Source organism: Palleronia caenipelagi (assembly GCF_007004065.1).
GTDB classification, from domain to species: Bacteria; Pseudomonadota; Alphaproteobacteria; order Rhodobacterales; family Rhodobacteraceae; genus Palleronia; species Palleronia caenipelagi.
This window is the reverse complement of sequence record NZ_VFSV01000051.1, coordinates 1-18880: the sequence shown is the minus strand read 5'-3', so window position 1 is coordinate 18880 and position 18880 is coordinate 1. Positions and strand designations below refer to the sequence as shown.

Below are 18880 nucleotides of genomic sequence, written 5' to 3'. Positions count from 1 at the left end.
CCGATCTCAGCGTCCGGCGGCAATGCAGCCTGCTGTCACTGGCACGCTCAACCCTCTACTACCAGCCGCGTGGGGAAAGCCCCGAGAACCTGAAGTTCATGGAAATCATCGATCGTCAGTTCCTCGAGACGCCATGGTATGGCTCACGCCAGATGGTCCGGCACTTGGCTCGCGAGGGACATAAATGCGGCCGACATCGTGTGCGGCGGCTGATGCAGCTCATGCGGTTGGTGCCTATCTACCAGGAACCGAAGACCAGCAAGAAGCACCCGGAGCACAAGATATATCCATATCTTCTGCAGGACTTACCCATCACCCGACCTAACCAGGTCTGGTGTGCTGACATCAGCTACATCCCGATGCGCCGGGGGTTTCTCTATCTCGTGGCCATCATGGATTGGCACAGCCGGAAGGTGCGGAGCTGGCGGCTCTCGAACAGCATGGACGCGGGGTTCTGCGTCGAGGCTTTGAAAGAAGCGCTGGCTCGATACAGCACCCCCGAGATTTTCAACACCGATCAAGGATCCCAATTCACTAGCACCGACTTCACCGACGTGCTGCGCGACGCAAAGATCAAAATCTCGATGGATGGCCAGGGCCGCTGGATCGACAACCGGATGATCGAGCGGCTCTGGCGATCCCTCAAATACGAATGCGTCTACTTGAACGCCTTCGAAACAGGTTCCGAAGCCCGGGACGGGATCAGCTACTACAACAAAAGACGCCCGCACTCATCACATGGGATCATGACGCCGGACGAGGCCTATGATAGGCAATCTCCGGACCTGAAGGTTGCCGCCTGAAATGAAACCAATGCTATAGCTTAGCACAGCGGCAAACTGGTCGAATTTCAAGGACCACCTCTCCTCTTTCACATACGGGCTATTCACTAACTGTGACTTTTCACGATAAGTGGCGCTGAATATTTCGCGCTAATTGGCACTCTTTGTGCGCTGGAGAGTGCGGTAGATGGTAGGTCGTGAGACAGCGAATACGTCCGCCAGGTCGCTGATGGAGTAGTCTCCAGTGTCGTACATGCGGCGCAGTTCGCGATGCTGTTTTTCGGAAAGCTTGGGCTTTTTGCCGCGCAGTTTACCCTTGGCACGGGCGATTTTCATACCTTCGCGGGTGCGCATGCGGATCAGGTCGGATTCAAACTCGGCGAAGGTGGCGAGGATGTTGAAGAACATCTTTCCCATTGGATCAGTAGGGTTATAAACCGTCGCACCCAGCGCGAGGCTAACGCCGCGTTCGGCTAGGCTATCGGCGATTTGGCGAGCGTCGGGAGCTGAGCGTGCGAGCCGGTCGAGCTTGGTGACGACGAGGGTGTCGCCCTCTCGAACAGCAGCGAGGGCCTGATCGAGGCCGGGCCGAGCGCGGGTTCGGCCTGTGAGGCCGTGGTCGGTGTAGATGCGGTCCGAGTCCACGCCGAGGGCGATCAGTGCCTCCCGCTGTGCGGTCAGGTCCTGTTTGTCAGTGGAACAGCGGGCGTAGCCGATCTGGGTCGATGTCATGCTTTGATTGTACGTTGAAGCCACCTCTATTGCAAATCAATGCGTACCATTCTTATGGTACATCGTGACTTCAAAGAAACCGAACCCCGCCATCTCTACGACAACCCGTCCGCTGATCGATCCTCTTACGGACAGCCTGACTGCGTTCTCAGATGAGGATCGCGCGGCGGCGATGAAGCGGTTCCGGGTTTTGCAGCCGCATCTTGAGATTGGTGTCCCGCTGCTGACAGCAGTGGCCGAGGCATCTGGCCATCCTCTCCGCACATTGCGCCGGTGGTTGGCGCGATACCGTGATGGCGGCCTTGCGGGGTTGGTACGGCGCGGGCGCTTGGACGCCGGGAACGGCGCTGTTGCACAAATCGGGGTCTGAGCGCGGTTCCCCTTTCCCCGGACGGACCTATCCTACGGCCACAGTCTTATTTTATGCGGTTTGCAAGAGTGGTGCATAACTTATGAGTTGCGCACCATCAGACGGTAGGCAGTCCTTCTGCTAGGCGAGAAGCGCAAGACCCCCGTCGATCTGCAGTTCACTTGACCGGATGCCGATAGCTTCCGCGGGCCGTAGACCCAGATCGCGTCTGACGCGACCCGTGTCAGACGCCACGCGGCGGCAAGAAACTAATGGAACTTGACTTCTAGACGATAAGAACAAATATAGAACAATCCGAACGCTACGCTTGTCAGCTTCGTTTACAACGTGGGTTTATCTCGAACAAGGCCCGGTCTACAAAGGGCGAAAAAGGCGATGCAGATGGGGTTTCTCTGGGGTGCGATAAAGCTCGTATTCGCGGCATTCGCAGGCGCTGCGGCGCTTTATGTCCTGCTATCCTATGACGCTGTAAGCCTGCCAGATGCGGCATCTAGTGTTCCCCTCGCCGAGCTGAACATCAGCTATACTGACTTTCTGACGCTGATGCTGACATGCGTGACCGTTGTTCTGGCGGCGGTTGGTATCGGCGTCGGTGTGGTCGCGGCCTACACGCTGACAGGCTTAAAGGACGAAGCGAAAGCTGAGGTCAACGCCGCTGTAACTGAGCGCATGAAAAAGGTGGATGCGAAACTAGACGAAGTCGAAGCGAACCTTTCCGACAAGGTCGCTGCAATCGCATACGGCGTGGGCCGCAGTCTCGACGACGACGCGGACCCGGATTTGGAGGATAGATAATGGCAGAGTCAAGGGAATGGCAGCGAATCAAACCTGCGCACCGCGAGATTATAGAGCGCCTGCAAGCGGCTGGATCGGTACCTGTCGGGGCACTCGCCAACGAGCTGGGCATCCACATCAAGGTCGCCAATCTTGGCCCCGGCAACTCCGGGCAAATCTCTCGCGATCCTGACGGCGAGGGCTACATCATCAAGGTGAACCGCTTCGAAGCGAAAGAGCGCCAACGTTTTACCATTGCCCACGAGATAGCGCACTTCCTTCTCCACAAGGATATCATAGACAGTAGCCCTGACGGCATCCAGGACACCGTGCTGTACCGCTCTGGCGCACCCGAAAAAGTCGAATATGAAGCGAACCGTTTGGCAGCGGATATTCTTATGCCGCAAGTGCCGGTTTCGAATAGACTGCGTGAACTCGGCGGACGCGTTACCGAGAAGGCAATCGAAGTATTGGCCGAAGACTTCAAGGTCTCGAAGGGCGCGATGGAAATTCGCCTGCAGAACGTCGCAGCCTAAGGACCCGCTATGCCGATTGAGCAGACATCCTACGTCCCAACGCTCGCCATTCGACCAAGCGAAATGCGCGGGCTAGAATATCTGCCATCGGCAACGCAGAGCCGCATGACGCCGTGCGTTTTGCTTGCTCCGTGGTCAAGCGCGCGGTCCATTGCCAGCGCCGTTGAGCGGTTCGAAAGGGCGTATCCGCATGGTGTCTACTTTCTCGATATCGACCGGGACTACACGTACTCGAATCCTGACGCTCCGGCACAGCTAGAGTTGGCTCAGCTCAACAACCCGGCAAACAATTTTCAGGCGTGGTGCGATTTCATTGCAGGCTTCGGTCGTATCATGCCATGCCTGCAACTGCGGGACCAATCAGAGACGGCAATTCGTGATCAGATCACCCGCTATCGGGATATGGGCCGCAACTTCGCGCTGCGGATTTTTCGAGATCGGGAGCAGCTCAACCTTAATGAGGCTGTCGCCGCGTTAGCGGCTGAGGGTGCCGCAGACTTCGTGGTCATCATGGAAGGCGGTTGGTCTCGCGATGCGCTGCAGCTTCCGGCTTGGTTCAGTGGGATCATGAACAACGCACTTGCCCCTATCAACGCACAAGTGCCGTACGTCGCATCGTGTACGACCATGCCAAAGGCATTCAGTCAGTACGTCGGACGGTCGGAAGTCGCCTTCGCAAACCGCTTACTGGTTCAACAGGTGCAGGCCTTTCAAAACGCACGCCGGGTTATCTACGGCGATTGGGCCAGCACCCGCCCGCGTGACGGGCGAACTGGCGGCGGTGGTATCGATATTCCGCCACGGATCGACTACCCAGGCGATGACGCTTGGTGGATTTTTCGAAATCCCGACGTATGGAGCTTCCAGAGAGCTGCCGCTGAACTCGTTGAGGACGCAGCGGTCTGGGACGGTAGTACCGGACAGTGGGGCGAACAGATGATCGCTGAAACCGCAGTCAGCGAACACCTCGGGATCGACACGCTGCAGAAGAACGTGTCCGTGCGAGTCAACCTCCACCTTCATCGCCAAGCTTTCTACGGTACGGACCTTCCGCCAATGGAGGACTTGGAAGACGATTGGGAGGACTAGACTGCCAGCTGATCGACCCAGATTGAGAGTGATCACCAAAGGCAGGTTTGGGTACAAACAACCGGCCGCGCAAAAACTGGACCTGGTTCTCGACCTGTCCCTTCTCCCAGCCCGCAGCCGGGGTGCAGGCCACCGGCTCCATCACGTAATGGTTCATCAAGGCCAGGAACCGGGGATGGAATATCCGGTCCTTCGAGCGCGAGACGTAGGTCACCATGGTCTTGGGGTTGTCGATTATCACCCGGCGTGGAACCCCGCCATAGAAAGACAGCGCCTTCGCAAATCCCGTCGCCCGCGCAACAGACCGGATGCTGCGTCCCTCAACCAATACCCATCGTCGGATCTTCGACACGCTTTCCATCAGTAACACCTGCTCTTTCCTCCGCACTTTCAGTGAGGATGTTAACGAAAACAGGTGGGTCAATTTTACTCGCTCATAACCCACCAAAGTGGGTCAATTTTGCACGCCGATTCACAGCCCGCCGGCGCCCAACAGGTCTTCAGGCCTCTCACAGCCCTTCAGTAGCTCGTCCAAAACGTCGCCGTTGATCTTCTTTCCCATGGTCCACGCTGTCCTTTCTTCTCAGCATGGACCGGCGCTCCGTTACACAAAAGATCGGACACTCTCGCGATGCCTGCCTATCTCAGACGCGATCTTGCTCACCGGCACTTTCGCATTCAACATGTCTTCGATTGCGCGTCTTTCACGCAGATCCAGCTCTGTGTGGGCCATGTCCGTTCTCCCTGCTTTCCAGCAAGATAGGAGATTTGTCGCAACCCAGTTTAGAATGTGCCGAGCTAGTCCCTGAAAATCGCATAAGCCCTTGTATGTAAAATTATGTCCTACGCCAGCGTCACCTTCGACGATCCGCTTAGTTTCACGCCGCGGATCGTCTAATTCTCACTTCTCACCCGAGGTATCGAGAACGATCCGATAAATGGCATTATGTGGGGCATTGGCAGCGATCACCCGCTAGGGGTCCGAGCGACTGTCAGACACCGACCTTACCCCTCAACGCCAACCGCCCGCGCTGTGGGGGCGCGGGCGGGGCGTTTGCTTGATCCGTCAGGGAGGGGTTTGGATCAGGCGTAGGTCTTGAAGGGCTCGAGGCTCTCCTGGAGGCGGGCGTTGGCGAGGTCGAGGACTTCCTTTGTGTCCGACACATTGCGGTCGAGGGCCGACTGGGTGGAAATGGCGGTCATGGCGATGGCGGTCTTCACGTCGCGGGCCTTGAGGATCTGCTGGCCCTGCTGAACGGTCTCGGAAGCGGTGTTGCTGAGCTTCGACAGGATCAGCTTGTCGACCTCAATCACGCCCTCGGCAAAGCTGCGGAGCGCGGTCGTGTAGAGCGAGGCGAAGGTGCGGGCTTCGTTGGTCGCAGCGTTCAGGTTGGCGCTGGCGCGGTCGGCGAGCTTCTCGACCTTGTTCTCCACCTTCTCGGCGGCGTTTTCGACTTTGGTTTCGACTTTTTTAGCAGTGGCAGCCATCGTGGCCTCCTATCGGTTGGATCTGTATGTTTGCGTCCTTGTGAAGCACAAGATAGGGACGAAATGCTGCGCTGCAATAGCGATATGCTGCATTGCAGCATATGACGCTACGGTACATGGCTTGGGAGGTCTCGTCCCCCTGCCCGGCCCGCCTGAGTCAGGGGACCCACCATCTTTGAAACACGCCTTCGGCAACGCCACTTCTGATCGCCCCTGCCGATCCGGAGAGCGATAGTGACCTCACGGAGTTGATCGAGTGGACAAGCCAGAACGTCGAACAGATGCGCATGTATTCCGAGCATGAGAAGAGAAAAGCACAGCTCGAACTGGATCTCGAAGAGGACCGGGAAGTCATGGCCAGGCTAGAGCGCGAGCGCGGGCCCGACGGAGATCGCGACCACGAGCAGGAGGACGAACATGAGCGGTGATCATATAGCCATTAGGAGCATTTCTGATGCGCCCCACATGGGACCCAACTGCGCCCCAAGTGCGCCCCAGATGGGACCCAACTGCGCCCCAGGTGGGACCCAAGTGCACCCCAGCTGCGCCCCAAGTGCGCCCCGCTCCTTCCAACACTCTGAAAACGTGCGACAAATTTTTTACGGGCATCACTCGTTACCGATTTTCGCCGTTTTTTCGTTCCAGAACAGATGTTTGGGGCAAATGCAGCTTGCTGCGTTATGTGTGGAACTCCCATGAGGCCCACCGGGCCGATGGACCCCATCTGGCCTCACTCTAACGGTTTGACCTGACGAAGTTCCCGCCAGATCAACGGGAGCCGCAGCGGCGATTGAACGGGCCTTGTCGTCCTTTCCCAGGTTTTCCTGGGGCGCTCCCGGGTGTTTGCGAGGTTTTTTCCTCGCGGGAAAGGAGACGAGACGATGACGAAAACCCCGCATCAAGCGCGTAGGGGGCCACCATGGCTTTGAGGAAAGCAGGGCGCTCTTTGCGGCATCTGGAGAACAACCCGGAGCGTTAATCCCAACGCCCACCCTGCCCCGGATCGGTCCGAGTTGCTCTGACTGGTCGTCACTACGACTGTAGATTGCCCGGATCTTTCCTGGCGTATCGGAACACGAAAACCCGTCTTAAGCCCGGACACTTTGCTGCGCTGCAGCATCGACATTTTATCCGCCAGCACCGCTCCGCCGTAGCGGTTGTCGCCGATCAGGCCAGAGAGCAGCATCCTGAATGCATCGACGTGCCGAGCTATGACAACAGGCGCAGGGGCGGTTGTGCTGGAGACCTTCCCCGCCACCCCGGACGGCTGCGGCTGAGTCACCGACCGCAGCACCCTCTGGGACGCCGCAGAGGCCGCAGAGACGCGCAAGAACAGCGTTGTCGCCCAGGAGTGGCTGGTGGCCCTTCCCGACGCACTCAGCGCCGTATAGAGAGCTGATCTGACTTGGGCGCTCGCTGCATGGCTCGTCACCCGCTGCCGACGTCCATTCTGCCGCCCCCTCCTTTCTCAACCGCCCGCCCGCCGTTTGTGGCGGCAGCAAAGCAATCAGAGAAAGATCTTCACGAAGGCGGCTGTTGCGCCAATGACGCCGACTGCTGCGAGGAAGGGCGCAAGGAATGTGCTGACGCTGATCTGTTTGGTTTCCGCCAGCAGCTTGGCGGTCTCTGCGCGCATCTTCTCATCGGCAAGTCTGACTTCGGCTTCGGTCATGTCCGTATCGCTCGTCTTGCTGTTCTCTTTCAATCTAGTCGGTTTCGGTTGAAAACTCGAGGTGACATCTCACGCTCTTGATCCCCTTTGGAATCGCCTTGGAGTATCCTCAGGATACTGACCTCCAAATAAGACAATGCTCCGAAAAGTGCGTTGGCCCAGGCCGCGATCTCGTTCACTCACCGCTGACAAGCACCGCATGGCCCCGGTTTGGGAACAGCAAGCCAAAGAGGAACAGGCCCACAGAGACGCCAGAAGGCGCGCTGAGCGCCAGATGAAACTCGAGCGCCTGGGGCCGTCATCCCAAAAGCGGTCAAAGCCTGTGAGGCAGCTCTCAGAGCCGCTGAGGTGGAAAGCGCGCGGGACCGGCTGCGCACCGAATACGCCGAACGCACCCTGCCCCTCGTACAACGGGCGCGCCGAAATCCATAAATCGCCAGCCGGATCAGACGCTGGGGCATCAACTTGGACCGCCCGGATCCTGAAGTCGCACAGGACGATCTTTGGCGCAGGCCGGGCAAAGGCTATGATGGCCACCCGATCCGGGCCATTGTCACAGACGACGCGGAAGACGCTGACAGAGCTGAAAAGTACGCGGCGGAAGAACGCCGAACCTTTCAGGATGCACAACGCAAGGTAGATGAAGACGCCCGGCGAAAAAAGCAGGTCAGACACTTCATCGAACTGCAGCTGGAACGGGTCGAACGCTTCCCGACGCAGGCCCAGCCGTCATGGCCCTACCCTGCGTTCCGGGAACTGGACCCCGACCATGTTCAGCGGGATTTCGAAAGCCGATACTTTCAGCGCCTCACGGCAGACGAGATCACTGCGACGATCCGCCAGATGCTCGATCGCTGGGTGGTACGTATCGTCGGGACCCTGCCCCGCCTCAAACCCCTCGAGATGATCTGGCTGCCCTTGACCGGTGGCCATCTCGAAGCTGCGCAGCAACTGAAAGACGCCCCGAAGGATCACCCAGACCTGAAGGCCCCGTTTCAGAACACCATCGATAAGTATGAGCCAGAACAGTCACCACCAAAGCCCAAACCGACCCCGTCATCCCCTGGCTTCAGCGGTCCTTCAATGTAAGAACAGCCCAACCGGCTCTGATCATTCTCAGCTGGAAACCTCTCCACGAGAGATACGCCCGAACACCGAAATGCCGACTTATCCACAGCCCCGCCTGTGTTAAATATGTGTTAAATATAGTGTTACGGTCAAAAAAAGCCGGAATCGATATTTTAGATCAATAGCTTACAAACTTGGGCGTGTGTAGAATGACGAAAAACTGTGTGTGAAATGACGAAAAGGCGTGTGTAGAATGACGAAACTTCGTAGGCTGTGTGTGAAATGACGAATCGTTAGTGAGTGTGTGTGAAATGACGAAGAAAGATGGGCGTCAGCCGTTGCTTCCGGATCGGTATCCTACCCCGGATTTCTTTGTCTGCGATATCTTCGACGCAGTTCCTAAAGGCGATATGGCGTCGATGGAGCATCCAATTTTTTCGATTTCTACCAAGCCTGACTTAACCCCTCGCGAATACGAGAAAAATGGGGTTTTCGTGCAAGTGAAACCCTCATCGGATGGACTGGCGACCATTCACGATCGGGATGTGCTGATCTATTGCATCAGCCAGCTTATGGCCGGGATGAACCAGGGTGAGGAACCGTCTCAATTGGTTCGGTTTAGGGCCCATGATTTCCTCAAAGCGACCAATCGCGTCACGAGTGGTATGGGCTATGCGGGCCTAAAGGCTTCTTTGGAGCGTCTGAGCGGGACACGGATCAGTACAAATATCACAACTGGCGGGCAGGAGATTTTTGAAACATTCGGCATCATCGAACGGGCGCGCGTTGTTCGCGAAACCCGCGACGGACGGATGCAGGAAATTGAGATCAAGCTCTCCGACTGGGTCTTCAACGCTATACGGTCCAAAGAGGTTTTGACTCTCCACCGCGACTACTTTCGTTTGCGCAAGCCACTTGAGAGACGTATCTACGAGATCGCTCGTAAGCATTGCGGATCCAAGTCTGATTGGAAAATTCGTCTCGACACGCTGCATGAGAAGACCGGGTCTAAGTCGTCGATCCGGGAATTTCGCAGACTGGTCACGGCAATCGCAGATCAGGATGCAAATCACCAGCATATCCCCGACTACGCTGTCATCTATGATGACAACGAAGACATGGTCAAATTCATCAATCGTGGTGGGCTATGTCGGACGAATGATGTGATCGCTGTCCCCCTGCCCGCTTTGGATGGCGACGTATACGAGCTGGCTCGGGCTCTTGCGCCGGGTTGGGATGTTTACGTTTTGGAGCAGGAGTGGCGTAACTGGAGCGCCCGGATTGTAAATGATGGCGGCAGCTTGCCCCAGAATGCTGAAAAGGCATTTCTGGGTTTTTGCCGCAAGCGATTTGCAGAAAAAGGCAGCTGCTGAGATCGGCAAGTCATTTGTGGAGAGGTGACATATGATCAGGCGTGCATTACATGTATACCAAATTTGGAGAGAGTGTCATGAGCAAGCAAGCCGCCGTTCGACTACCCGACGACACCTATGATCGGCTGCACGCGCTTGCGGCGCGGACAGGTCGGACAGCAACCTTCTACATTCGGCAGGCCATTGAAGAACACCTCGAGGATCTCGAGGACCTGTATCTCGCTGAAAAGTCCCTGACATCTCATCGCGCGTCTGGTGTAAAGCCTCTGTCTCTGGGTGATCTGGACCGCGAGCTTGGCCTGGACAATTGAGATCACAGCTGAAGCTGCGAAGCAGATCAAGAAGCTTGGAGGTGCAGATGCAAAGCGCATCCGTGATTACCTCCGCGATCGCATCGCATCTCTGGAAGATCCCCGCCAGCTCGGAAAGCCCTTGAAAGGATCAGAGCTGGGCCATCTTTGGCGTTATCGTGTTGGAGATTGGCGGGTGCTGTGTTCACTCGAAGATGATCGGCTTGTTGTCCTTGTCGTGGCGCTTGGACACCGGCGGAACGTGTACCGATAACCGCGCCAATTTCTCGGACAATACCTACGGCATATTAAATATCACGATTTAAAAAATATAGTGACTTATTTTATGACGTGATATAGAAAGTACTGCAGAATATAATACGGCATAAAATATGATAGTAAGCATCCTCTCCCCCAAAGGCGGCTGCGGGAAGTCCACAACAGCACTAACCCTTGCAACGGTATTTGCGCGCAATCCGGAGCTTTCCGTTGCGATCGTCGATGGTGACCCGCGCCAAAGTCTGGCGCGGGTCTGGCTGAGTAAGAGAGAGCTGTCACAACTCGATGCGCCACCGTTTCATGTCATCTCCGATCCCTCTGACGCGACGATCCTGGACACACTGGATGCAGCGCGCGAGAAGTACGATCTGACTTTTGTCGATCTGGAAGGTGTTGCAGGCTTGATGGCGTCCTATGCCGCGGCAGCTTCGGATGCCTGTATTGTTCCCATGCGGCCGAGCGCCCTCGATGGCGACGCGGCCGGAGCGGCGCTCAAGATGATCCGTGATGCTGGGCGAACGTCACGCCGGAATATACCAGTGAGGATACTGATTACCCAGACAGACGCAGCTATCATGACCACGTCTTACCGCGAAATCATCGAAGAGCTTGATGGGGCAGGGGTCCCGCGTTTTCAAACCGAGCTTATGCGGCGTGCAGCCTTCGAGAGGATGATGGCAGAGGGAAAAACCCTCTTTGAGCTCAACACGAGCAAGGCCGTCGCCGGAGCGATCAGCAATGCAGCGGTACTGGGTCAGGAAATCGCGGACGTATTGGAGGCGGAATGATGGTCGGAAAGTTTCTCAATCTCGATGATGACACGCCACCGATCGGGCAGGGGCTCAAGAAAAAGCCTAAACGTCCCGTTCAGACCGTAGATCGCGCGGCTATCGCCGAGACTGGCAAGGCACATGGTTTTGATCGCACCACAACCACACCTCCTCCAGCCCAGGACATTACTCCTCAGGCCCGGCGCGGTCGCCCGCCTTTGAACGAAGAGATGACCTATTGGCGCATCTACGTCTCGCCGGCACTCCGTAACGACCTCAACAAACTTAGAGACCAAGAAGGCCGTCGCCTAAACGACCTGCTTGAAGATATGCTCAAGGCCTACAGATCGCAAAGATCATAGCGGTCAAAATGGGGTAGATTCCGGTAGGGGTCAGAATAGCACTGTAAGAAAAATAAGCCTCTGAAATATAAAGGTTTTTTATAAATGCCCGCTTGGCTCAAAAGCGATTAAACTTATACCAACACAAGTATTCGATAAATAACGCGACAAATTCCTTAGACCAGATGAGCGTTTTACAGCGGGCGTTGTGCCCGTGATTTTCTCGGCGAACATTAGATTGTTCGACGGAGGAAATACGAATGAACAAAACGCTTTATGTGGGCCTGGATGTTCATAAGGATACGATTGCCGTGGCTGTTGCCGAGGACGGGCGTCGCGGCGAGATCCGGTTTCATGGCACCATTGTCAATTCAGCGGATGCCGTATTGCGGCTGACAAAAGCGCTGACGAAGACCGGGCACTCACCGTGCTTTTGCTATGAAGCCGGGCCTTGCGGCTATGGCATTCACCGGCACCTGACCAAGCTCGGGTTCGAATGCGCGGTTGAAGGTGATCTTATCCTCGCCTGCACCCCGATCACGCACGCGCGGCACTTTCACGGGCACCGGCCCAATGCCGGTCATCACCTCGCGTTCCGGTAAGTGACCATGGCGCACCAGGCGAGCCCGCCCATCTTCGAGCCGCTCCCCGGAAAAGGCGTTCATGAGCGCCGCCAGTTCCGCGTGGATCGCCTGTTCGATCAGTTCGCGCGCACCATCGCGGAGGACGTCAGTGAACGGGTCGGATGAAAAACCCGATGGATCGGGAAGCTGGGTGATAGTAGGATTACAAATACAGAACTTCACGGCGATGTCCGCGGCTCCAACTGCGGACATCAACTTGGCAGATTAGTGCGTGAAACGGGGCACTTCCAACTAGACGGCTGCCGTGTGACCTGTTTAGTTTTACGGCTAATTCGGGAGGCCCCCTATGCACGTTGCACCCGCAAATCTCGACGAGATACTTACTTGGTTTGAAGACAGAAGGAATAACTACAACTGCCTAATATTTTACTTGTCAGATGGCGCGCCTGAAAACGTTGATATCGAGAGCTTGATAGAAAACCGCCACAGGATAGATCACGCCACGCGCAAGAAGACTGCGTTTCTAGTAATCGATCACTCCGCAGAGTCCGCCGTGGAGCTTGTCGACAACCCACATCGCATATTTATACCAGGCGCCGCACTTTTTGGTGATAGCTTCGCAGAACGATCAAAAGGTATCGGCCTGTTCGATAGCCCCCATAGCCAGTTCAAAATCAAGCCATACACTCGGATTTCTGACCTAAAGATCGATGCTGACGCAGTCTCTCGAATGAGAGATGCCACTACAGGGTTCTGTGGACAGGTCATTGAAAAATATCAGATTGATATTCAATTGCTTCCAGCATTGGTACTCCTGACAAAGGGCGATGCTGAGCCCGTAGTCATTGGGCTAAAGCGCGGTATGGAAGCGGACAAGGTCCTCACGCTTTTGGACGATATTTCGTCTCTCGAAGAGGAATATTCTGATTCCTGGAACTCATTGAGAAAGGTCAAAGACGAAGATAGCTCTTCTATTTTAGAAAAGTCGATTGAAGAAGATAAAAAGACGCTTGACCGATACGCGAAGCGGTTCTCAGATCTTACTTCTAGCGCAGAATTCTCACCGGCCGCTCAAGCTATTGTTGAACGTGTCAACAGTGACGCTTTATGGGATGCGGAATTTTCAGTAGTTGACCTAGTAAAGAAAGTGCGCGTTCAGTCATTGGTCGACCGACACGAGATGGATTCGCTACTGGGTGAAGAACATTTCTCGAGGCTGTGCAAGCAATTCGATATCGTCCTGCACAGGTATCAGGGATATGCTAAGCAGATACAATTACGCATAAATGGCTACGAAAATACTGTAAAAGACCTAATTTCTCAAAAGGAGCATCTTTTGAGGCTTCGTGCAATCGCAGAAGAGTTTGAGACTGCGGCGGACAAGAGCTACAGAGTTGCAAGGTGGAAAAATATTCCGATCAAGATCAATGATCTCATCGAAAAAAGCGAGAAGGCAGAGAAGAGACTTAAATGGTTAGCGGGACGCCTTGCTTCTGTTTTGAAGTTGTTGTCGCTTGGATAGCATCAAAGCTCTCAAGCCTGTAGCACTTTGAGGTGCTGTCACTGGCTGGTGTGTTCGCGCCATGGGTGATCCGGTGGTAGCGGTCACAAATGACCGTTTTTGGCGAGTAGGTTTTGGCAAGGGGTATTTGTCACGGTTTGCAGAATATGACGCTAGCCACCACATACTGATTATGTGGAAGGCTATTTGGACAATCGCTGGAAAGATGGGGCTCTTGGCAGGCGCCCTGTCGATCACTTTGCTTGTTCAGCACTCTCTGAATGTTGGACTTGCTCCAGCCTTGCAGCTTGTTCTCGACTACTATGAGTGGTTCAGATCAGCTTTGCTATCTCCGTTGGACCCCATTGCCGAGCTTTTGGCCGCAAAGATCGCTCAGTTTCTCAATCTACATATCGAGCTTTCTGAACACTGGGGCGATGTTTTTGTTCTCATGGTTCTGTACTTGGGGGCACGAGCGAAGGCGTACTGGGATACAGGCGCTCGCAGTCATGCCACGATCCGCCTCGGTCTTGGTGTTGTAATCTCATTCATCACCTCAATCCTCGCAGGTATTTGGAACGATGTCGGTGTTCTACCGAGCCTAATGATCGTCCTGACAGTTATCTTCGGCCTCTTTGTCTTCGATGCATTGGATGCGAGTTGGGCAGCTCTAGCCTACCGAAGGTCGGATCAAACCTGGGTCGATGAATTCAGAAGGTATCTTGGATTCAGCTTGCCAACGATAGCCGTTGCGGCGACAGCCCTGATCCTGAGCATGTTCCTGTACCTTGTGGGCATCATTCCAAGCTCTGCACGCCTAGGTTCGACAAGCCTGCTAATCTTTGCCTTCGCTCTCGCGCTGTACTGGGCATGGCGTGGATGGGCATTGTCGGGACAGACAGAGTATCGCGAGGAAAGCGAGACACGATGGAAGCGCTTTCGTCGCAGCAGCACAACGCGCATCGCAGTACTTATGTTGATGGCCATGGCTGGGTCAGCGTGCTTCTTTGCCATGAACGCGGGACATGCATTGTTTGTCGCAGGGTAGACAAAACTCATACGTTTTTGTCACAGACGTAAACCACCGTTTTAGGCCGTGACCTGCCCCCCGAAACTTTCCTCGTTCTGATCACGAGTTGATGGAAGCGCGAGATGAACGCCAACTCGTACGGCTTCAGAAGCAACTGGTGAAACAGAAACTCCTGATCATCGACGAACTGGGCCTCGTACCTCTTAGCAAAACCGGTGCCGAACTGCTGTTCGAACTGATCTCCCAGAGATACGAGCGCGGCTCGATCGTGATCACCTCGCACCTGCCGTTCGATGAATGGACAGAAACCTTCGGATCAGAGCGCCTGACAGGCGCCTTGCTCGACCGTTTGACCCACCATGTCAGCATCCTGGAGATGAACGGCAACAGCTATCACCTCGCTCAAAGCAAGGCCCGGCAGAACTCCTGAACCAAGACCGAGTTTGGTCCTCGCGGACCAAGGCGCCAGTCACGCCCAGACTGGCAGACTTTTGCTCCGCCCCGTGGCCGGATTTTGCGCCGCCGTTGACAACAGAAAGTTCACAATTGCGGTGCCGCTATCTCCAAAATATCCACAGGAGGCCTTTCCAGTTGATCTATTTTGAGCTTCCCTGTGTCATCATTCCACTTCCCATCCCAAGGCAAGTCAACTTCCAAATCCGCAGTAAGAACACCTTTTTTTTCTGAAGAAATCCGCTCTGAATACTCATTCGGAGCATCCTTTTCTAGTATTATACCCCCTTGATCAATGATCACTGGCGTGGAGTCCTTGAGAAGCGCAACCTGCTCAAACTTAAAATCATAATTATAATAGTCATAAAACCACATTGGCGGTTTATTCTGAAACGCCGCACGCATCAGAGCATGGATACATTGCTCTCCAGCTTTACGATTAATTTTTCCCAGTATAATCTCACTATTGAGGCTGCGATGAAAAGGAACAAAGTTAATCCTGCCGCCTAAAAATTGAACCTCCTTCCACACTGGACTAATAAAAGGAGCTTCAAGAACCACCTTGGTATTAGCGCGGCCTTCAACTTCTGGGGCGCGAAACCGAATTGCTTGGCTTTCAGAATACCTTACGACAATTGCATTATCTCCACATCCAACGTATTGAAAATTACTTAACCCAGCTTCTTTTTTCAAGTAGCTCGACAAAGAGGATATTCTGTTATCACATTTGAAGAACTCATAAGCTCTATTCCTCATCATCATTTGACTTCTAGTATAAACCTCTGAATTGGCCATATCGAAACATTCCTCAAGGGAGTTTGAGTATGAGCCTCTCGACAGAAGATGGTTTTTATCATGTAGCTTTTTATTTATCCATTCACCTATCAAGGTACATTCTCCATATCACAAGGTTGGTAGGTCATAAGTTCACTCTAATCAAAGGATTCCCAGCAATATATATTGCTAGGGAACCTCTATTAGACTTACACCAATTTCTGACAATTCATTTGCCAAATCTATTCTTCTTTGCCCGGAGTAGCAAGGATCCCCACTCACTAAAAGCAATTCCTCATACTCAGAATAATAATCCCTCATTTGCCCAACAGTTCTGTGAATATCACAGTCTTTCATGCCAAACTTAACTTCAATTCCAATTCGTTCATTGTGTGGCCTCTGCCCAATTAACAAATCAATCCTTGTAGCTCCTGTGGTCACTTCTATATCTATAAGAGATGGGTCATATTGACCCTGAAGGTATCCCAGCAAAACCAACTGGAACTCACGCTCATTTTTGATGTTTTTAAGCCTTGTGAATCTACTTAAAAAATACTTCAGCCGCCTCGCGGAAATCTGAGATGTGGGAACTTTAAGCTTAGGGCACTTCCTCCAATGTGAATCGAATAATCTTTCACTCTTCCTAAATTCCTCTTCGAGCTCGCCGCAGACAAAATTCTTTCCAGGCGCAGCAGTATTTAAAATAAGGTCCAACTCTTCGTTAAAATATTCTTCCTGAATGTTCGATCCAATATATTCACTCCCATCAACAATTGCGAACTGGACTGGATCGCAATTTCTTGGCAGCTCTCTGAAAATTATTCTGTCATTAATACCAGGTGTTTGAAAAAAACGTTTCTGCAAATCCAACAACCTCTCAGCAGCATAAATATCTATTGGGTTGTCGCGATCAACTTTTACAAGAACTCTTACATCGAGATAGTGATTTCGAGGCCGCTTCGATAAAGCTCGCCTTATGGACTTATAGATGTTTTCAAAATTATTCATGCCATGCGTGTAAAACCCGAAACAGCACGAAACTGAGTACAACAGCACGGATTTCTCAGCCTGGGAAATCAGATCTATCAGATTGGGATAAAACTGGACCTGTTCAACTTTGCGCATCATGACCTTGAGGTTACTGGACTGTCTGTATCGTTGATAGTCTATCTATAATCATGTTTCCATCCTTAGGTCAGCGCGAGCTTGCGGTGTACCGGGAAAACTTTGAACGGCACTGGATCGTTACATTAGAAATGCAACTTCCTTTGTCATTCTACAGCGGTCATCGTAACACGACATCAAGCTCTTCATACTATAACGCTCCTTGACCTGCCTGTTGCATCACAGCTCCCAGTCCCACCCATCATCCCGCTCGCACGCCTGCGCCCGCTCGCGCTCAAGTTCACGCTGACGTTCCAGCTCACGCGCGTCCCGGATCTCATTGGCCCGCGCATTGATCAGCCCGGCGAGGTCGTCGAATTCCATACCGTAGCGCTCTACGGCCCGATCCACCTCCCGTATTAGCCCGTCTTGGCACTGCTTGGCCGCGTCCCGATCCCTGATCTCCCGACTGTCCTCTCACGCCCGCGCGGTTGCTTCGATGAACAGAACCCGCTCGGCCTTGAGCAAGCGCTGGCGCTGCTGTCCACGCTCCCGCGCCTGTTCTTCCGCCAAAAGCCCGCTGCCGGGCCGTCTCTCGCTCTTGCATGATTTTTTCGAAGCCGTGGGTAAAAGCCTGATTGGCCTCAGTTGGCGCGAACAGGACCCGCGCCGCTTCCACCGCCGCACGTGTCCGGCTGGCCTCCTGCGCCCGCGCCTCCGCATAAGCGTCCCGCGCCCGCTCAGCGTGCTGGCGCAGATCGGACAGAAGATCCCGCTGCGCGCGGATCTCATGGTTCGGCGCACCCCGTTCTGTGACAGGGACGAAGTTCAGTTTTACGACATCGCCTTTCGCAAGAAGCTCTACCGGTCGATCGAGGATTTGCAGGCCGATCTGGACATGTGGCTCGCCAAATACAACGAGCAGCGGCCACATTCGGGAAGATACTGCTACGGCAAAACGCCTATGCAGACCTTCCGTGAAACTTTACACATAGCCGTGGAGAGGACCATCAAAACACCTGGCCAATCGGACGCCCGAGGCAACATGATCTGGCGTTGACCCTGCGGGAGATCGGCCGGGTCGAACGCACATTGTTCATCATCGAATGGTTGCTCGACACCGACATGCAGCGCCGCGCTAATATCGGCTTGAACAAGGGAGAAGCACATCACGCCCTGAAAAGTGCCCTCCGGATCGGGCGTCAGGGAGAAATCCGTGACCGCACCACGGAAGGGCAGCATTTCCGCATCGCGGGCCTCAATCTGCTGACCGCCATCATCATTTATTGGAATTCCAAACAGCTCGGAAACGCTGTGGCAAAGCGACAGCGGGCAGGATTGGATTGCCCACCCGAACTCCTCGCCCACATATCACCGCTTGGGTGGGCACACATCATCCTAACAGGCGAATACCGTTGGCGGAAAATACCGGCTCAAAATCCTTAACGGGGTTTTCTGCACTCAGCCCCACTCGACCCCCTTCGGGCCAGCACCCTTGCCTGCCGTCTTGGCAGACGGCGCAATCGCCGCGTAGGGTCAACAATCACACTGTCCGGAAACAGGGACGAAGATCAATACGGGGTTTCGACACTCTGCCGGCTGGTCCGCCTGTCATGCAGCTGGTTCTATGGGCATCACGCCAGCCAGGCGGCCCGTGATGACCGTCGGGAGCGGCGATCCGCACGGGACAAGGCGTTGCTGGAACGGATCAGTCATTTTTTCAAAGCCAGCAAACACCGCTACGGGTCCAAGCGTATCCACCGGGATCTGCGCGCTGACGGGGAGCGCGTCTCGGAGCGGCGCGTGGCCAGAATAATGCGCGAAAACAGGATCTCAGCCCGCCTGAGAAAGCCGCGCAAGCCGGTGACCA

At 54.5% G+C, this 18880-nt stretch carries 20 protein-coding genes and 7 pseudogenes; 18 read left to right on the top strand and 9 right to left on the bottom strand.

Annotated features, from left to right (window positions below; translation table 11 throughout):
- Positions 1–803 (top strand): IS3 family transposase (locus FEV53_RS17400; protein ID WP_142836021.1); only part of this gene is annotated, 803 nt, incomplete at its 5' end.
- Between the two features lie 129 nt (positions 804–932).
- On the opposite strand, the gene FEV53_RS17395 is transcribed toward FEV53_RS17400, so the two are convergent.
- A complete protein-coding gene (locus FEV53_RS17395; RefSeq protein ID WP_142836020.1) occupies positions 933–1514 on the bottom strand; it encodes a recombinase family protein in 582 nt (193 codons plus the stop codon).
- 751 nt (positions 1515–2265) lie between these two features.
- On the opposite strand from FEV53_RS17395, the gene FEV53_RS17385 reads away from it, so the two are divergent.
- The 3 genes from FEV53_RS17385 to FEV53_RS17375 are packed head-to-tail and all read left to right on the top strand — an operon-like array spanning position 2266 to position 4283.
- A complete protein-coding gene (locus FEV53_RS17385; protein ID WP_142836018.1) occupies positions 2266–2679 on the top strand; it encodes a hypothetical protein in 414 nt (137 codons plus the stop codon).
- Complete coding sequence (locus tag FEV53_RS17380; protein WP_142836017.1) at positions 2679–3194, top strand: ImmA/IrrE family metallo-endopeptidase; 516 nt, start codon at positions 2679–2681, stop codon at positions 3192–3194. Before FEV53_RS17385 ends, FEV53_RS17380 begins: the two co-directional genes overlap by 1 nt.
- Positions 3195–3203: 9 nt before the next feature.
- Positions 3204–4283, top strand: a complete 1080-nt coding sequence (locus tag FEV53_RS17375) for a beta family protein (protein ID WP_142836016.1) — start codon at positions 3204–3206, stop codon at positions 4281–4283.
- A gap of 37 nt (positions 4284–4320) precedes the next feature.
- Here the strand turns inward: FEV53_RS17375 and FEV53_RS21670 are convergent.
- The 3 genes and pseudogenes from FEV53_RS21670 to FEV53_RS17360 form a co-directional block, all read right to left on the bottom strand.
- Positions 4321–4563 (bottom strand): annotated as a pseudogene (locus tag FEV53_RS21670) (IS21 family transposase); the annotation flags it as partial.
- 339 nt (positions 4564–4902) lie between these two features.
- Positions 4903–5016, bottom strand: a pseudogene (locus tag FEV53_RS21950) (helix-turn-helix domain-containing protein); the annotation flags it as partial.
- Between the two features lie 350 nt (positions 5017–5366).
- Positions 5367–5771 carry a phasin family protein gene (locus tag FEV53_RS17360; protein WP_142836015.1) on the bottom strand — a complete coding sequence of 135 codons (405 nt, stop codon included), beginning with the start codon at positions 5769–5771 and terminating at the stop codon, positions 5367–5369.
- A 248-nt stretch (positions 5772–6019) separates the two neighbouring features.
- Here FEV53_RS17360 and FEV53_RS17355 point away from each other — a divergent pair, with 248 nt between their 5' ends.
- Positions 6020–6199: a hypothetical protein gene (locus tag FEV53_RS17355; RefSeq protein WP_142835857.1), complete on the top strand. Its 180-nt coding sequence runs from the start codon at positions 6020–6022 to the stop codon at positions 6197–6199.
- Between the two features lie 864 nt (positions 6200–7063).
- Positions 7064–7162 (top strand): annotated as a pseudogene (locus FEV53_RS21945) (MobA/MobL family protein); the annotation flags it as partial.
- Between the two features lie 116 nt (positions 7163–7278).
- Here FEV53_RS21945 and FEV53_RS17345 read toward each other — a convergent pair.
- Complete coding sequence (locus tag FEV53_RS17345; RefSeq protein WP_142835851.1) at positions 7279–7443, bottom strand: hypothetical protein; 165 nt, start codon at positions 7441–7443, stop codon at positions 7279–7281.
- A 465-nt stretch (positions 7444–7908) separates the two neighbouring features.
- Between FEV53_RS17345 and FEV53_RS17340 the strand changes: the two genes are divergently transcribed.
- From FEV53_RS17340 to FEV53_RS17315, 6 genes are all read left to right on the top strand, one after another.
- Positions 7909–8532, top strand: a complete 624-nt coding sequence (locus FEV53_RS17340; protein ID WP_142836014.1) for a hypothetical protein — start codon at positions 7909–7911, stop codon at positions 8530–8532.
- Between the two features lie 290 nt (positions 8533–8822).
- Positions 8823–9884, top strand: a complete 1062-nt coding sequence (locus FEV53_RS17335; RefSeq protein WP_142836013.1) for a replication initiator protein A — start codon at positions 8823–8825, stop codon at positions 9882–9884.
- Between the two features lie 77 nt (positions 9885–9961).
- Positions 9962–10195, top strand: coding sequence for a type II toxin-antitoxin system RelB family antitoxin (gene relB / locus FEV53_RS17330; protein ID WP_142836012.1), 234 nt, complete (start codon positions 9962–9964; stop codon positions 10193–10195).
- Positions 10161–10448 (top strand): type II toxin-antitoxin system RelE family toxin, encoded by a 288-nt coding sequence (locus FEV53_RS17325; RefSeq protein WP_246100884.1) that lies wholly within the window; start codon positions 10161–10163, stop codon positions 10446–10448. The genes relB and FEV53_RS17325 overlap by 35 nt, the downstream gene beginning before the upstream one ends.
- A gap of 118 nt (positions 10449–10566) precedes the next feature.
- The gene (locus FEV53_RS17320; protein WP_142836010.1) at positions 10567–11241 is read left to right on the top strand and encodes a ParA family protein; all 675 of its coding nucleotides are present in this window, start codon (positions 10567–10569) and stop codon (positions 11239–11241) included.
- Positions 11238–11585 carry a hypothetical protein gene (locus tag FEV53_RS17315; protein ID WP_142836009.1) on the top strand — a complete coding sequence of 116 codons (348 nt, stop codon included), beginning with the start codon at positions 11238–11240 and terminating at the stop codon, positions 11583–11585. Before FEV53_RS17320 ends, FEV53_RS17315 begins: the two co-directional genes overlap by 4 nt.
- A gap of 467 nt (positions 11586–12052) precedes the next feature.
- Here the strand turns inward: FEV53_RS17315 and FEV53_RS17310 are convergent.
- Positions 12053–12358, bottom strand: a pseudogene (locus tag FEV53_RS17310) (transposase); the annotation flags it as partial.
- A 136-nt stretch (positions 12359–12494) separates the two neighbouring features.
- Here FEV53_RS17310 and FEV53_RS17305 point away from each other — a divergent pair.
- The 3 genes and pseudogenes from FEV53_RS17305 to FEV53_RS17295 all read left to right on the top strand — a co-directional run.
- Positions 12495–13670, top strand: a complete 1176-nt coding sequence (locus tag FEV53_RS17305; RefSeq protein WP_142836008.1) for a hypothetical protein — start codon at positions 12495–12497, stop codon at positions 13668–13670.
- A 61-nt stretch (positions 13671–13731) separates the two neighbouring features.
- Positions 13732–14697 carry a hypothetical protein gene (locus FEV53_RS17300; protein WP_142836007.1) on the top strand — a complete coding sequence of 322 codons (966 nt, stop codon included), beginning with the start codon at positions 13732–13734 and terminating at the stop codon, positions 14695–14697.
- Between the two features lie 82 nt (positions 14698–14779).
- Positions 14780–15109: pseudogene (locus tag FEV53_RS17295) on the top strand (ATP-binding protein); the annotation flags it as partial.
- A gap of 110 nt (positions 15110–15219) precedes the next feature.
- On the opposite strand, the gene FEV53_RS17290 reads toward FEV53_RS17295, so the two are convergent.
- From FEV53_RS17290 to FEV53_RS21005, 3 genes are all read right to left on the bottom strand, one after another.
- On the bottom strand, positions 15220–15927 hold the full coding sequence (locus tag FEV53_RS17290; protein ID WP_142836006.1) for a hypothetical protein: 708 nt from the start codon (positions 15925–15927) through the stop codon (positions 15220–15222).
- Positions 15928–16095: 168 nt separating this feature from the next.
- Complete coding sequence (locus FEV53_RS17285) at positions 16096–16914, bottom strand: hypothetical protein (RefSeq protein ID WP_142836005.1); 819 nt, start codon at positions 16912–16914, stop codon at positions 16096–16098.
- A 336-nt stretch (positions 16915–17250) separates the two neighbouring features.
- Entirely contained in the window at positions 17251–17421 is a 171-nt protein-coding gene (locus FEV53_RS21005) for a hypothetical protein (RefSeq protein ID WP_221931651.1), read from the bottom strand.
- Positions 17422–17833: 412 nt separating this feature from the next.
- On the opposite strand from FEV53_RS21005, the pseudogene FEV53_RS21660 reads away from it, so the two are divergent.
- The 3 genes and pseudogenes from FEV53_RS21660 to FEV53_RS22185 form a co-directional block, all read left to right on the top strand.
- Positions 17834–18070 (top strand): annotated as a pseudogene (locus FEV53_RS21660) (integrase core domain-containing protein); the annotation flags it as partial.
- A pseudogene (locus FEV53_RS17275) lies at positions 18046–18456 on the top strand (Tn3 family transposase); the annotation flags it as partial. The pseudogenes FEV53_RS21660 and FEV53_RS17275, both read left to right, overlap by 25 nt.
- Before the next feature lie 249 nt (positions 18457–18705).
- The coding region (locus FEV53_RS22185) for an IS3 family transposase (RefSeq protein WP_142836003.1) at positions 18706–18880 on the top strand (175 nt) is incomplete at its 3' end.